This is a genomic window from Citrobacter cronae (genome assembly GCF_016893685.1).
Lineage (GTDB): Bacteria > Pseudomonadota > Gammaproteobacteria > Enterobacterales > Enterobacteriaceae > Citrobacter > Citrobacter werkmanii.
Genome location: NZ_CP069763.1, coordinates 1,037,727 through 1,051,351, shown reverse-complemented (window position 1 = coordinate 1,051,351; position 13,625 = coordinate 1,037,727). Strand labels below are relative to the sequence as shown.

At 53.6% G+C, this 13,625-nt stretch carries 11 protein-coding genes; 5 read left to right on the top strand and 6 right to left on the bottom strand.

Annotated elements, in window-relative coordinates; genetic code table 11:
• Together gorA and JSN25_RS04675 are read right to left on the bottom strand one after the other, a co-directional pair.
• A partial coding sequence (gene gorA / locus JSN25_RS04680) for a glutathione-disulfide reductase (protein WP_204525482.1) occupies nt 1-1,349 on the bottom strand: 1,349 nt, incomplete at its 3' end.
• Nucleotides 1,350-1,453: 104 nt separating this feature from the next.
• Nucleotides 1,454-2,296 (bottom strand): 23S rRNA (adenine(2030)-N(6))-methyltransferase RlmJ, encoded by an 843-nt coding sequence (locus JSN25_RS04675; protein WP_038635089.1) that lies wholly within the window; start codon nt 2,294-2,296, stop codon nt 1,454-1,456.
• Nucleotides 2,297-2,504: 208 nt separating this feature from the next.
• Here JSN25_RS04675 and prlC point away from each other — a divergent pair, with 208 nt between their 5' ends.
• Nucleotides 2,505-4,547 carry an oligopeptidase A gene (gene prlC, locus JSN25_RS04670; protein WP_087857173.1) on the top strand — a complete coding sequence of 681 codons (2,043 nt, stop codon included), beginning with the start codon at nt 2,505-2,507 and terminating at the stop codon, nt 4,545-4,547.
• 8 nt (nt 4,548-4,555) lie between these two features.
• Nucleotides 4,556-5,314 carry a 16S rRNA (guanine(1516)-N(2))-methyltransferase RsmJ gene (gene rsmJ / locus JSN25_RS04665; protein ID WP_038635086.1) on the top strand — a complete coding sequence of 253 codons (759 nt, stop codon included), beginning with the start codon at nt 4,556-4,558 and terminating at the stop codon, nt 5,312-5,314.
• Nucleotides 5,315-5,405: 91 nt separating this feature from the next.
• Here rsmJ and dtpB read toward each other — a convergent pair whose 3' ends face one another.
• Both dtpB and uspA read right to left on the bottom strand, forming a co-directional pair.
• Nucleotides 5,406-6,878 (bottom strand): dipeptide/tripeptide permease DtpB, encoded by a 1,473-nt coding sequence (gene dtpB, locus JSN25_RS04660; protein WP_038635084.1) that lies wholly within the window; start codon nt 6,876-6,878, stop codon nt 5,406-5,408.
• A 281-nt stretch (nt 6,879-7,159) separates the two neighbouring features.
• Nucleotides 7,160-7,597, bottom strand: a complete 438-nt coding sequence (uspA, locus tag JSN25_RS04655; RefSeq protein WP_003023368.1) for a universal stress protein UspA — start codon at nt 7,595-7,597, stop codon at nt 7,160-7,162.
• Nucleotides 7,598-7,989: 392 nt separating this feature from the next.
• Here uspA and uspB point away from each other — a divergent pair, with 392 nt between their 5' ends.
• Complete coding sequence (uspB, locus tag JSN25_RS04650) at nt 7,990-8,325, top strand: universal stress protein UspB (protein ID WP_003023371.1); 336 nt, start codon at nt 7,990-7,992, stop codon at nt 8,323-8,325.
• Nucleotides 8,326-8,390: 65 nt separating this feature from the next.
• Here uspB and pitA read toward each other — a convergent pair whose 3' ends face one another.
• Entirely contained in the window at nt 8,391-9,890 is a 1,500-nt protein-coding gene (pitA, locus tag JSN25_RS04645; protein ID WP_204525481.1) for an inorganic phosphate transporter PitA, read from the bottom strand.
• Nucleotides 9,891-10,119: 229 nt separating this feature from the next.
• On the opposite strand from pitA, the gene JSN25_RS04640 reads away from it, so the two are divergent.
• Nucleotides 10,120-11,316 carry a BaiN/RdsA family NAD(P)/FAD-dependent oxidoreductase gene (locus JSN25_RS04640; protein ID WP_137346684.1) on the top strand — a complete coding sequence of 399 codons (1,197 nt, stop codon included), beginning with the start codon at nt 10,120-10,122 and terminating at the stop codon, nt 11,314-11,316.
• A 107-nt stretch (nt 11,317-11,423) separates the two neighbouring features.
• Entirely contained in the window at nt 11,424-12,095 is a 672-nt protein-coding gene (locus tag JSN25_RS04635; RefSeq protein ID WP_069323761.1) for a FadR/GntR family transcriptional regulator, read from the top strand.
• A gap of 10 nt (nt 12,096-12,105) precedes the next feature.
• Here JSN25_RS04635 and JSN25_RS04630 read toward each other — a convergent pair whose 3' ends face one another.
• A complete protein-coding gene (locus JSN25_RS04630) occupies nt 12,106-13,578 on the bottom strand; it encodes a fructuronate reductase (RefSeq protein WP_204525480.1) in 1,473 nt (490 codons plus the stop codon).
• Nucleotides 13,579-13,625: the final 47 nt, after the last annotated feature.

Genomic DNA, 13,625 nt, shown 5'->3' with positions numbered 1-13,625 from the left:
CTCATAGTGACGAATTCTTCTGCCGCCGTTGGGTGAATCGCAACGGTGTTATCGAAGTCTTTCTTCGTCGCGCCCATTTTCAGCGCCACCGCGAAGCCTTGCAGCATTTCGTCCATGCCAAAACCGATGCCATGAATACCAACAATCTTCTCTTCCGGACCCACGCAAACCAGTTTCATGCGGCACGGCTGGCGGTGTGAAGTCACGGCAGTGTACATCGCGGTAAACGAGGATTTATACACTTTCACCTGGTCATCGCCGTGCTGTTCGCGAGCCTGCTGCTCGGTTAAGCCCACGGTGCCAATTGGCGGGTGGCTGAAGACCACGGTCGGGATGTTGTTGTAGTCTAGATGCTCGTCCGGTTTGTTATTAAACAGACGCTCGGACAGGCGACGGCCCGCGGCAACGGCAACCGGCGTCAGCTCAACAGCACCGGTGTTATCGCCAACGGCATAAATCCCCGGCACGCTGGTATTCTGGTATTTATCAACGATGATGTAGCCTTTTTCGTTGGTTTTCACGCCAGTAACGGCCAGGTTAAAGTTATCCGTGGCTGGTTCACGACCGATCGCCCAAATCAGGCAATCCACCGTTTCGCTACGGCCATCTTCCAGTTGCAGGGTCAGACTGCCGTCGGCGTTTTTAATGACCGCTTGCGGAATTGCGTGAGTATGCAGAGTCGGACCTTCGGTGTTCATCACCTCGACCAGCGTCTCGACGATCATCGGATCGAAGCTGCGCAGCGGCGCGTGTTTACGCACGAACAGGTGAGTTTCTGCGCCCAGGCCGTTAATCACGCCCGCCAGTTCAACGGCGATATAGCCTGCGCCAACAACAGCTACACGTTTTGGCAGCGCTGGCAGCTCAAAGAAACCATCGGAGTCGATTCCGTATTCCACGCCTGGAATGTTCGGATGGCTCGGGCGCCCGCCGGTGGCGATCAAAATATGATCGGCAGTAATGGTTTCACCGTTCACTTCAATGGTTTTGGCATCAACGAAGCGGGCAAAGCCTTTAATCACATCAACGTTATTTTTACCCAGCACGTTGTCGTACGAGGTATGAATGCGATCGATATAGGCGGTACGGCTGGCGATCAGTTTATCCCAGTCGAACTTATTAATGGTGGTATCGAAACCGTAATCCGGGCCGTACATATGAATCGCTTCACGGATTTGTGCGGCATGCCACATCACTTTCTTCGGTACGCAGCCAACATTAACGCAGGTGCCGCCTAGCTCTTTGGCTTCAATCAGTGCGCATTTCTGGCCGTACATTGCCGCACGGTTAATGGAGGCAATACCGCCGCTGCCGCCGCCAATAGCGATGTAATCATAGTGCTTGGTCATGACCGCTCCTTCATGTTCATTGTAGGGCGGAGAAGCGTTACGCCATCCGCCAAAATATTCGCGATTGTATACCTGAAATTAAAAGGTTCCACCGATGGCTGCGATTACTCCGGCACGATCCAGCTTACGGAAGTGTGTCCGGTTCCTGCGGGAACCAGCTTGCTATGTAGCCACGGCAGGACATTGTTCATCTGCTGCTCAAGCTTCCACGGCGGGTTAATCACAATCATGCCGGACGCCGTCATGCCGCGCTGATCGCTGTCCGGGCGCACCGCCAGCTCAATTTGCAGAATTTTGCGGATACCGGTGTCTTCCAGATCGTGGATCATGCGCTTGATTTGCTGGCGCAGGACCACCGGATACCATAGCGCATAGGTGCCCGTTGCGAAGCGTTTGTAGCCTTCATTAATGCCGGTCACTACCGCCTGGTAGTCGGTTTTGATTTCGTATGGCGGATCGATAAGGATCAGCCCGCGGCGGGAAACCGGCGGTAATTTTGCTTTTAGCTGTTGATAACCGTCAGCCTTGGCCACACGTGCGCGTTCATCTTTCTGAAATTCGCCGCGCAGCAAAGGAAAGTCGCTCGGGTGCAGCTCGGTTAATTGCAGGCTGTCCTGTTCGCGTAGCAACTGACGAGCAATTAACGGAGAGCCCGGGTAGTAGCGCAACTGGCCGCTACGGTTGAAATGCTGCACCACGGAAATATAGGGTTCAAGTTCGGCAGGCAAATCGTCCTGCTGCCAGATACGGGCGATACCTTCCAGGTATTCACCGGTACGTTCGGCATGCTCACTGCTCAGCTGATAACGGCCAGCGCCAGCGTGGGTGTCCAGATAGAGAAACGGTTTTTCTTTCTCTTTGAGTGATTCAATGATCAGGCTCTGAACGGTGTGTTTAAGGACGTCGGCGTGGTTGCCTGCGTGATAACTGTGGCGATAACTGAGCATGGGTAATGAAATTCCGCTGAAATGACGATTTGCCACAGTTTACAGCAGATCGGCACAGATTACCCGCAGGCCCGGTAAGCGCAGCGCCACCGGGCGTCTTTCCGCCACGGTTAGCATTGAAATCCTCTACACTTAACCCCATTGTACAAATTAATATGCACAGCGCCGGATACGCGCTTCATTCACTCTTTTCAACAGGACCGCGCTAATGACCAATCCATTGCTGACTCCCTTCGAACTGCCGCCATTTTCTAAAATTCAGCCCGAACATGTTGTGCCTGCCGTTACTAAGGCGCTGAACGATTGTCGCGAAAACGTTGAGCGAGTCGTTGCGCAGGGCGCGCCGTACACCTGGGAAAATCTCTGCCAGAGGCTTGCGGAAGTGGACGATGTGCTGGGGCGTATTTTCTCTCCGGTCAGCCACTTGAACTCGGTGAAAAACAGCCCGGAACTGCGTGAAGCCTACGAGCAAACACTGCCGCTGCTCTCCGAGTACAGCACCTGGGTTGGGCAACATGAAGGTCTGTACAAAGCGTACCGCGACCTGCGTGATGGCGACCATTACGCCACCCTGAACACTGCACAGAAAAAAGCGGTCGATAACGCGCTGCGTGATTTTGAACTGTCTGGTATCGGCCTGCCGAAAGAGAAACAGCAGCGCTACGGCGAAATCGCCACCCGTTTGTCCGAGCTGGGTAACCAGTACAGCAACAACGTGCTCGACGCCACCATGGGCTGGAGCAAGCTGGTGACCGACGAAGCTGAACTCTCCGGCATGCCGGAAAGCGCGCTGGCGGCGGCGAAAGCGCAGGCCGAAGCCAAAGAGCAGGAAGGCTACCTGCTGACTCTGGATATCCCAAGCTACCTGCCGGTCATGACCTACTGCGACAACCAGGCGCTGCGTGAAGAGCTGTATCGCGCCTACTCCACCCGCGCCTCCGATCAGGGGCCGAACGCGGGCAAGTGGGACAACACCCCGGTGATGGAAGAGATCCTCGCGCTGCGTCACGAGCTGGCGCAACTGTTGGGCTTCGAAAGCTACGCCTTTAAATCTCTGGCCACCAAAATGGCGGAAAACCCGCAGCAGGTGCTCGACTTCCTGACCGATCTGGCGAAACGCGCCCGTCCGCAGGGGGAAAAAGAGCTGGCCCAGCTGCGCGCCTTCGCCAAAGCCGAATGTGGCGTTGAAGAGCTGCAGCCGTGGGATATCGCGTACTACAGCGAGAAACAAAAACAGCATCTGTACAGCATCAGCGATGAACAACTGCGTCCGTACTTCCCGGAAAACAAAGCCGTTAACGGCCTGTTTGAAGTGGTAAAACGTATTTACGGCATCACCGCGAAAGAGCGTACCGATGTTGACGTGTGGAATCCGGAAGTGCGCTTCTTCGAACTGTATGACGAAAGCAACGAACTGCGCGGCAGCTTCTACCTCGACCTGTACGCCCGTGAACACAAACGCGGCGGGGCGTGGATGGACGACTGCGTCGGCCAGATGCGTAAATCAGACGGCACGCTGCAAAAACCGGTTGCCTATCTGACCTGTAACTTCAACCGCCCGGTGAACGGCAAACCGGCGCTGTTTACCCATGACGAAGTGATCACCCTGTTCCACGAATTTGGTCATGGCCTGCATCACATGCTGACCCGCATCGAAACTGCCGGTGTTTCCGGTATTAACGGCGTGCCGTGGGATGCGGTCGAACTGCCAAGCCAGTTTATGGAAAACTGGTGCTGGGAGCCGGAAGCGCTGGCGTTTATCTCCGGCCATTATGAAACCGGCGAACCGCTGCCGAAGGAACTGCTGGATAAAATGCTGGCGGCGAAAAACTATCAGGCGGCGCTGTTTATTCTGCGTCAGCTGGAGTTCGGCCTGTTCGACTTCCGCCTGCACGCGGAGTTTAACCCAGAGCAGGGGGCGAAAGTCCTTGAGACGCTGGCCGAAATTAAGAAACAGGTCGCCGTGGTGCCGGGCCCAACCTGGGGCCGCTTCCCGCACGCCTTCAGCCACATTTTTGCTGGCGGCTACGCAGCGGGTTACTACAGTTACCTTTGGGCCGATGTGCTGGCGGCGGACGCATTTTCCCGCTTTGAAGAAGAGGGCATCTTCAACCGTGAAACCGGTCAGTCGTTCCTCGATAGCATCCTGACTCGCGGTGGTTCGGAAGAGCCGATGACGCTGTTCAAACGCTTCCGCGGCCGCGAACCTCAGCTCGACGCCATGCTGGCGCATTACGGCATCAAGGGCTAATTGTTCGCGTGAAAATTTGTTTACTGGATGAAACGGGCGCCGGAGACGGCGCCTTATCTGTTCTGGCCGCCCGCTGGGGGCTGGAGCATGATGAAGACAACCTGATGGCACTGGTGATGACGCCGGAACATCTGGAATTGCGTAAGCGAGACGAACCGAAACTCGGCGGCATCTTCGTCGATTTTGTCGGCGGGGCAATGGCGCACCGGCGCAAGTTTGGTGGCGGTCGCGGCGAAGCGGTGGCGAAAGCCGTCGGCATTAAAGGCGATTATTTGCCGGACGTGGTCGATGCCACTGCCGGGCTGGGGCGCGATGCGTTTGTGCTGGCCTCCGTCGGCTGCCGTGTGCGGATGCTGGAACGCAATCCGGTGGTCGCCGCGTTACTCGATGACGGCCTGGCGCGCGGCTATGCCGATGCGGAAATTGGCGGCTGGCTTCAGGAACGTTTACAGCTGATTCATGCCTCGAGTCTGACAGCGTTAACCGATATTACCCCACGCCCGCAGGTCGTGTACCTCGATCCGATGTTCCCGCATAAGCAAAAAAGCGCGCTGGTAAAGAAAGAGATGCGCGTGTTTCAGTCGCTGGTGGGGCCGGATCTCGACGCTGACGGCTTGCTGGAACCGGCGCGTCAGCTAGCGACTAAACGTGTGGTAGTGAAACGCCCGGACTACGCGCCGCCGCTGGCTGACGTGGCCACGCCTAACGCGGTGGTGACCAAAGGGCATCGGTTTGATATTTATGCCGGAACCCCTCTGACGGAGTAACGGATTGCCCGATGGCGCTACGCTTATCGGGCCTACGATTCTCAATTATTTGTAGGCCGGATAAGGCGGTTGCCGCACCCGGCACTGAGTATTACTGTTCGGTACTTGGCGTATTAATCATTCGGTTCAGCCATGGCACCATAATCGCCATCACTACCGTTACCGCCAGCGTCACCAGGCCTATCTTACTGAAGACATTGGTATAGATAGGCAGCGTTTGCAGTGGGTCGGTGATGTTTTCCGGTACTGCGGTGAACGTCGCGACATAACCTCCCATCAGGAAAGCAGCGGCCTGGGTCAGGAACCACATCCCAAGAATGAAGCCCATCAGGTGCTGCGGTACCAGCGCGGCGACCATCGCCAGTCCCAGGGCGCTAATCAGCAGTTCACCCAGACTCTGGAACAGATACACCAGCACGATAAACCACGGCGACGTCAGTCCCTGCGCATCGGCAAACCACATCCCGGCAGCGGCGGCGGTCAGGAAACCCAGCGAGCACAGGAACATACCGAGCGTAAACTTCATCGGCATGGTCAGGTCTTTACCTTTGTTTCCCAGACGGGTATAAATCGCGGCCAGTACCGGGCTTGCCACTACCACCCAGAACGGGTTCAGCGCCTGGAAGCTTACCGGGTTGATGGCGAAACCAAGAATTTCATGGTGTACGTTATTGATAGCAAAGAAGTTAAGTGACGTTGGCATCTGTGCGTACAGCACATAGAACACTACCGCTTCCAGCATCAGGATAAAAGCCACGAACATTTTGTTGCGCCCGGTTTTATCCAGTTTGAAGGCCTGGCGGAAGAAGATGATCGTCACGGCAATCGACAGGACAATCAGCACCAGGTTGGCAATCTTCACGTTATGCATCAGCCAGGCGCAGATAAATATCGTCACTACCGTACCGGCCAGCACGCAGAATAGATTACGGAAATTCAGCGGCTTATGATCTGGCTCAGAACCGATATTCTTCACCATTCCACGGCAGGCAAAGTAGACCAGCAGCGCGACGATAAGCCCGGCCCCGCACAGGTTGTAGGTCACCGCGTAGCCAAACTTATCGGCAATCACCGGCGCCAGCGACAGCGACAGCAGCGAACCGATGTTAATCGACATATAAAACAGGGTGAAAGCGCCATCCAGTCGGGCGTCTTTCGGTGGATAGCATTTTGACAGCAGGCTTGCCGGGTTGGCTTTAAATAACCCGTTACCCACGGCAATGGTACCCAAAGCAATAAAGATCAGATCGGGCTTGAGCAGCGACATCCCGGTCATGAAGTAGCCGATCGCCAGCACAATCGCACCGAGTACCAGCGTGCGCTTGGTCCCTAACAGGTGGTCGCCGACGTAGCCGCCGATCGAGATCAGGCCGTAGACCAGTGCGGCAAAAGCACCAAAGGTGACGAATGCCTGTTCCTGAGAAAAACCGAGTTGCTTAACAAAAAATACCGCCAGGATGCCCTGAACGCCGTAATAGCCAAATCGTTCCCATAATTCCACAAAGAAGATCATGAAGAACGGACGAGGTTGCTGCAGCAAGCCCGTAGGTGCAGTTTTATTCATATTCCATCGCCTTTCAAAGCCATCCCGAAAAGTATGAACGCGTATACTTAAACGCGCCGAAAAAGTCTTATTTTGTTATAGACTGCGGCGATTAGCCGTGCGGGTAGAGTATTATACAGATAGTTTTCGATCCAATTAGTTGATCACACTAATTATGATTTATTTGTTGGGTTGATGTACTAATTGTGTCCGAATGATAAAAACAAAAACGCCCGCGCGGGCGGGCGTTTACAGGCTTTACTGTTTGCTGCGGGACGGGTTATCTCCCGGCGGCAAGCATTTTATGCTTCTTCGTCGTCACGCAACGGAACAATCAGCATGTCGACGTGGACGGTGTTGATCAGTTGACGTGCGGAGGACATCAGTTTGCTCCAGAAATCCTGGTGGTGACCACAAACGACCAGATCCATGTCGTATTTTTTGATGGCATCAACCAGAACCTGGCCCAGGTCGCCGCTACCGCTCAGGGTTTCGGTGATAGGGTAGCCTGCATTGGTGGACAGCTCGGTTAACGCGTGGTGGGTTTCTTCAGAAATACGTTTCTGCATGTCGCCCAGATTCACGTCGATTAGCCCGGTGTACAGGTCGGAATAGTTTACGTCAACGTGGATAAGGGAGACTTTAGCATTGTAAGGCCGCGCCATAGAGACCGCTTTTTCAACCAGAACTTTGCTTTCCGGAGAAAGATCAACCGCGATAAGAATGTGTTTATAAGCCATAGTGTTACTCCTTCCATAAGTTGTCGATGACTAGCCTGCTGGCGTTTATTTGCCGCCGCGTCATTCGCGTCCTGCGAACCTTATGCGCGGGGCTAGCCCAGTCGTAAAAACGTACCATATAAGGACTATCCTTACATTATAGCGACCTGGATAATCCGTCAATCCGCCTTGCTTGCCAAGCAGTTAAACAAATTTTTTAGTTAATTGCATTGATAGCGATTAACCTTCTGGCAAAAAAATTAACTAATCTCCTACACTATTTAGAGAGGCGCTCGGATGCGTGATACTAACACGAGCGGTTTCGGTAGCACTCTTCACTGAATGATTGGTAGGGTATCGGGGAGCGGTAGTCCCGGAAAGGAGTTCCGTGGGCGGGTCGCCGGGGAGGAGATATGATAAGCACCATTGCGTTGTTCTGGGCTTTGTGTGTCGTTTGCATTGTTAATATGGCGCGCTATTTTTCTTCGTTACGCGCACTGTTAGTGGTACTTCGTGGTTGCGATCCATTACTTTACCAGTATGTCGATGGTGGGGGATTTTTTACCTCGCATGGGCAACCCAACAAGCAGATGCGTCTGGTGTGGTATATCTACGCTCAGCGTTACCGCGATCACCATGATGATGAATTTATTCGCCGCTGTGAGCGGGTTCGCGGCCAGTTCATTCTTACCAGCGCGTTATGCGGACTGGTGCTAATCAGCATGGTTGCGCTGATTATCTGGCACTGATTACCAACGACAGATACAAAAAAAGCGGGTCAGTTTCCTGACCCGCTTTTTTACCGTGCATCCGCTTAGATAAGCTTCAGGGAGAGCCAGTACAGCACCCCGGAAAGAATAATCGCCGCCGGCAGGGTGAAGACCCAGGCCATCAGAATGCTGGTTACCGTCTTACGCTGTAAACCGCCACCATCAACAACCATCGTTCCCGCAACGGAAGAGGAGAGAACGTGGGTGGTGGAAACGGGCATACCGGTGTAGCTGGCAAGACCGATAGAGACTGCGGCGGTCATCTGCGCCGACATCCCCTGGGCATAGGTCATGCCTTTCTTACCGATTTTCTCACCAATGGTGGTGGCTACGCGACGCCAGCCAATCATCGTACCAATACCCAGCGCCAGTGCGACGGCCATAATGATCCAGATAGGCGCGTACTCAATGGTGCTCAGCATGTCAACTTTCAGTTTTTTCAGCAGACGTTGATCGTCAGCGCTTACGCCAGGCAATTTCACCACTTTATCCGTGGTATCAGAGATACACAGCATAATACGGCGCAGCTGGCCACGCTGTTCAACGCTTAACTTGTCGTAGGTTTCCAGATTCGCCAGCATACCTTTCGCACGCTCAAGCGCGTTGATGGTATTCGCTGGGTGGCAATGGAACTCTGTCGATGCCGTTGTGACCGTTTCCGTCGGGGACGGAATCAACTGGTCTACGCCAGTCGCCTGCTTGAGCAGGTCCGGGCGTTGCTGGAAGAAGACTTCGACGTTATTGATAGCATCGCGGGTACGGGTAATTTCGTAACCGGAAGCATTCATATTCACCACGAAGCCTGCAGGCGCTACGCCAATCAGCACCAGCATCACCAGACCAATGCCTTTCTGGCCATCGTTCGCGCCGTGAGAAAACGCCACGCCGATAGCGGAGAGGATCAGTGCGATACGCGTCCAGAACGGCGGCTTTTTCTTGCCATCTTTCTTTTCACGTTCTGCCGGTGTCAGATGGATACGGGCACGTTTTTTCGTACCGCTCCAGTAGCGACGCAGAATGAATATAAGGCCGCCAGCAACCACCAGACCGACAATCGGCGAGATGATTAGCGAGGCAAAAATACCCATCACTTTCGGGATGTTAAGTGCGTCCACCACCGAGGTGCCGTTCATCAACGCATTGGTTAAACCAATACCGATAATCGCGCCAATCAGCGTGTGGGAGCTGGATGCAGGTAAACCAAAGTACCAGGTACCCAGGTTCCAGATAATTGCCGCCAGCAGCATGGAGAACACCATGGCGAGGCCATGTGACGATCCCATATTTAGCAGCAGATCCGTTGGCAGCATATGCACGATGGCATACGCTACGCTGAGACCACCCAGCAAAACACCAAAGAAGTTGAACAACGCAGCCATGACCACCGCCAATTGCGAACGCATTGCACGGGTATAGATCACGGTTGCGACAGCATTGGCTGTGTCATGGAAGCCGTTAATTGCTTCATAGAACAGCACGAAAGCCAGAGCAAGCAATAGTAAAAGCCCGGTATGTAAATCCAGGCCAGCAAACAAATGTAGCATAGGACGTTACGCCATTTTGAGGACATGAACGCGGCGCATTATCAGTGACTTTGGCGGCGCGGGCAAAGTGAAATATAGAGTTTTTTTGATTTGTCTCCTGCTTTGTTTTACACCACTAAAGAATTATCCTATATATTTCAGATAAATACCCTTTATCGGTAGTTTGGTGCTGGTGCGACCACTGAGGAATCTTTACAATTCACCCCCGCTTTTTAGAGAGGATCGCAACGTGGAAAGGTTTGATACCGTTATTATAGGCGCTGGCGCAGCGGGTATGTTTTGTGCCGCGCAGGCAGGACAAGCAGGTAGCCGGGTACTGCTGATTGATAATGGTAAAAAGCCGGGACGCAAGATCCTCATGTCTGGCGGGGGACGCTGCAACTTTACCAACCTTTATGTCGAACCTGCCGCGTATTTGAGTCAAAACCCGCATTTTTGCAAATCGGCGCTGGCGCGTTATACGCAGTGGGATTTTATCGATCTGGTGGGCAAGCACGGTATCGCCTGGCACGAAAAAACGTTGGGTCAGCTGTTCTGCGACGATTCCGCCCAGCAAATTGTCGATATGCTGGTGGACGAGTGTGAAAAAGGTAACGTAACTATGCGGTTACGTAGCGAAGTCCTCAGCGTTGAGCGTGAGGGGGAAGATTTCATCCTGGCGCTGAACGGCATGACTGTCGGCACGAAAAAGCTGGTTATCGCCTCTGGTGGTCTTTCGATGCCGGGTCTGGGCGCGACGCCGTTTGGCTATAAAATTGCCGAACAATTCGGTCTGAACGTGTTGCCGACGCGCGCAGGTCTGGTGCCTTTCACCTTACACAAGCCGCTGCTGGAGCAGCTTCAGGTGCTCTCTGGCGTATCCGTTTCCTCCGTTATCACCGCCGAGGACGGCACCGTATTTCGTGAAAACCTGCTCTTTACGCACCGCGGGCTTTCTGGTCCGGCCGTGCTGCAGATTTCCAGTTTTTGGCAGCCAGGTGAATTTGTCAGCATTAATTTGTTGCCGGATGTTGACCTTGCGAGCTTCCTGGATGAACAACGCAGCGCCCACCCTAATCAGAGCTTAAAGAATACGCTTGCTATGCAGTTGCCAAAACGCCTGGTGGAATGTTTACAGCAGTTAGGGCAAATCCCGGATGTCTCGCTGAAACAGCTTAACGTGCGCGATCAGCAAACGCTGGTGGAGACCCTGACCGAGTGGCGGGTGCAGCCGAACGGTACGGAAGGGTATCGTACCGCTGAAGTCACGCTGGGCGGCGTGGATACCAACGAGCTGTCATCGCGCACGATGGAAGCCCGTAAAGTGCCAGGACTCTATTTTATTGGTGAAGTGATGGACGTCACCGGCTGGCTGGGTGGATACAACTTCCAGTGGGCATGGTCGAGCGCCTGGGCGTGCGCGCAGGATTTGGTCTCTGGTGAGTGAATTTGTTTACCGCTGTTACAAGGAACTGACTCAGGCATGCGTTTCTTAACTCCGGGAATGATAAGATAATCAGTTAAAAATCGCACAGATAAGAGAACGGGAGGCACATGGTTATTCCTGAGGTAAAACAGGAGCGGCTCTATCAAAAGATAGCCAATCTCATCATTAAGCTCATCAACGATAGTATTTTTCCGCCAGGAAGCTTCTTGCCCCCTGAACGTGAACTGGCGAAGCAACTTGGCGTGAGTCGCGCATCGCTCAGAGAAGCGCTGATTGTGCTGGAGATCTCAGGATGGATCACCATCCAGTCCGGTAATGGCGTTATTGTTACTGATAAAAAGCATTCCGCCAGTGATTATACGGTTGAAGAAATACTCTATTCGCGAGAGTTGGTTGACAGTCATTGCGCGCGTCTTGCTGCAGAAGCAGGCAAAGATGAACTTATTAGTCAGCTTGAAGCGCTGCACCTCAGCATGGAAAAAGCCATTAGTGAAAACAATGTCCATGGCTTTTACTCCCTCGATAAGCAGTTCCATTTAACGGTATCTGAAGCCAGCCAGAACCGCGTACTGCTTGATATGTCGCGAATGCTGTGGGAACAACGCGTTAACATCCCGTATGCCGGACTGGACAAGCGTTCCGGCAATCGGGATGTATTAACCAGCATGAATACTCAGCATAAAGCGATTGTGGATGCGATCCGCCAGGCTGATGCTGACGGTGCTTACCAAAAATCACTGGAACATCTGGCTTATGTCAGACAGATCGTGGGTCTTTGAAGTAAAATATTTAATGATTTAGAGCGGCTACCGCTGCACGTGCTCCTACGCTGTGCAATTGCTGACAGGCAGCGGTTACGCGTTTGATAAAGTCTGTGTTATCGCTCAAATCCGTCCCAAAAATGGTGTCGATTGTCAGCAGCGCCCGCACACGCTCTTCAGGTGACTGATATTGCTGATTTATCGCCTGATACCGTGCCGCCAGAGGGTCCACCACATCAATCGGATTGTTTTTTTCATCCACACCGCTGACGTAGCGCATCCAGGCTGCGACACCCAGAGCCAGATGACGGTAATCTTCCCCTCGTGCCAGATGCAGCCGAATGGGATCCAGCAAACGCTGCGGTAATTTCTGGCTGCCATCCATCGCAATTTGCCAGGTTCGGTGCTTCAGTGCTGGATTAGTAAAGCGCGCGATAAGCAATTCCGCATAACCTGCCAGGTCTGTACCTTCAGGCATCGACAGCGTTGGGGCCTGTTCGTCAAGCATTAACGCCAGCGCAGCGTTGCGATACGCCGGGTTTGTCATCGTATCGGCAATCGTCTCATAGCCGCCCAGATAACCGAGGTAGGCGAGGAATGAGTGACTGCCGTTGAGCATACGCAGTTTCATCATTTCAAACGGCACCACATCTTCCACAAACTGTGCGCCCGCGCGATCCCAGTCCGGACGTCCATTAACAAAGTTATCTTCGATAACCCACTGGCGGAATGGCTCGCAGGCAATGGCACAGGGATCGTAAACGCCAAGCTGCTCGGCGATTTGCGCTAACGTCTCTTCTGTTGCTGCTGGAACGATGCGGTCTACCATTGTGCATGGGAACGTTGCCTGTTCGGCAATCCACTCAGCCAGGTGCGGATCGCGCTCGGCGGCCAAACCCAGGACAGCGGTTTTTGCGACGTGGCCATTTTCCCGCACGTTATCGCAGGACAGCACAGTAAAAGCGTTCAATCCCTGCTGGCGGCGTAGCGCGAGGGCTTCAACGATATAACCAATTGCTGATTTGGGGGACTGTGGGTGGGCAATGTCGTGCTGGATAAACGGATGATTCAGATCCAGCTCGCCGCTGGCGGCATCTGTGCAATATCCTTTTTCGGTGATGGTCAGCGAAACCATGGCAGTTTCTGGACGTGCCATTGCGTGGATAATGGCTTCACAACCGTCAAATTCAGGATGCAGCGCTTCTTTCATCGAGCCAATGATTTTAAGCTCTGTCGTTTGTGCGCCGCGTTCGGCAACGGTGTACAGCAGATCCTGCGCTTTCAGGTTTTGAATCAGTGTGGCATCGTTTCCGGGCATCAGGTTGACCTCACATATGCCCCAGTCGCTGTCACTGCTTTCCAGCAAATGATGTGTATAGAGTGCCTGATGGGCGCGGTGAAAAGCGCCGCAACCAAGATGCACGATGCGCGAAACGAGGCGTGAACGATCCCTGCGTGGGCGTGGGGTGGAAATCTGTGCAGTGGCGAGATTATTGTCCATGACAAACTCCTGTCATTGATGATCTTCTTTGATAATGCGCTATCAAA

Coding starts and splice junctions, on each gene's coding strand:
- JSN25_RS04675 (WP_038635089.1), bottom strand. CDS start 2,296: ATGCTCAGTTATCGCCACAGTTATCACGCAGGCAACCACGCCGACGTC.
- prlC (WP_087857173.1), top strand. CDS start 2,505: ATGACCAATCCATTGCTGACTCCCTTCGAACTGCCGCCATTTTCTAAA.
- dtpB (WP_038635084.1), bottom strand. CDS start 6,878: ATGAATAAAACTGCACCTACGGGCTTGCTGCAGCAACCTCGTCCGTTC.
- uspA (WP_003023368.1), bottom strand. CDS start 7,597: ATGGCTTATAAACACATTCTTATCGCGGTTGATCTTTCTCCGGAAAGC.
- uspB (WP_003023371.1), top strand. CDS start 7,990: ATGATAAGCACCATTGCGTTGTTCTGGGCTTTGTGTGTCGTTTGCATT.
- pitA (WP_204525481.1), bottom strand. CDS start 9,890: ATGCTACATTTGTTTGCTGGCCTGGATTTACATACCGGGCTTTTACTA.
- JSN25_RS04635 (WP_069323761.1), top strand. CDS start 11,424: ATGGTTATTCCTGAGGTAAAACAGGAGCGGCTCTATCAAAAGATAGCC.
- JSN25_RS04630 (WP_204525480.1), bottom strand. CDS start 13,578: ATGGACAATAATCTCGCCACTGCACAGATTTCCACCCCACGCCCACGC.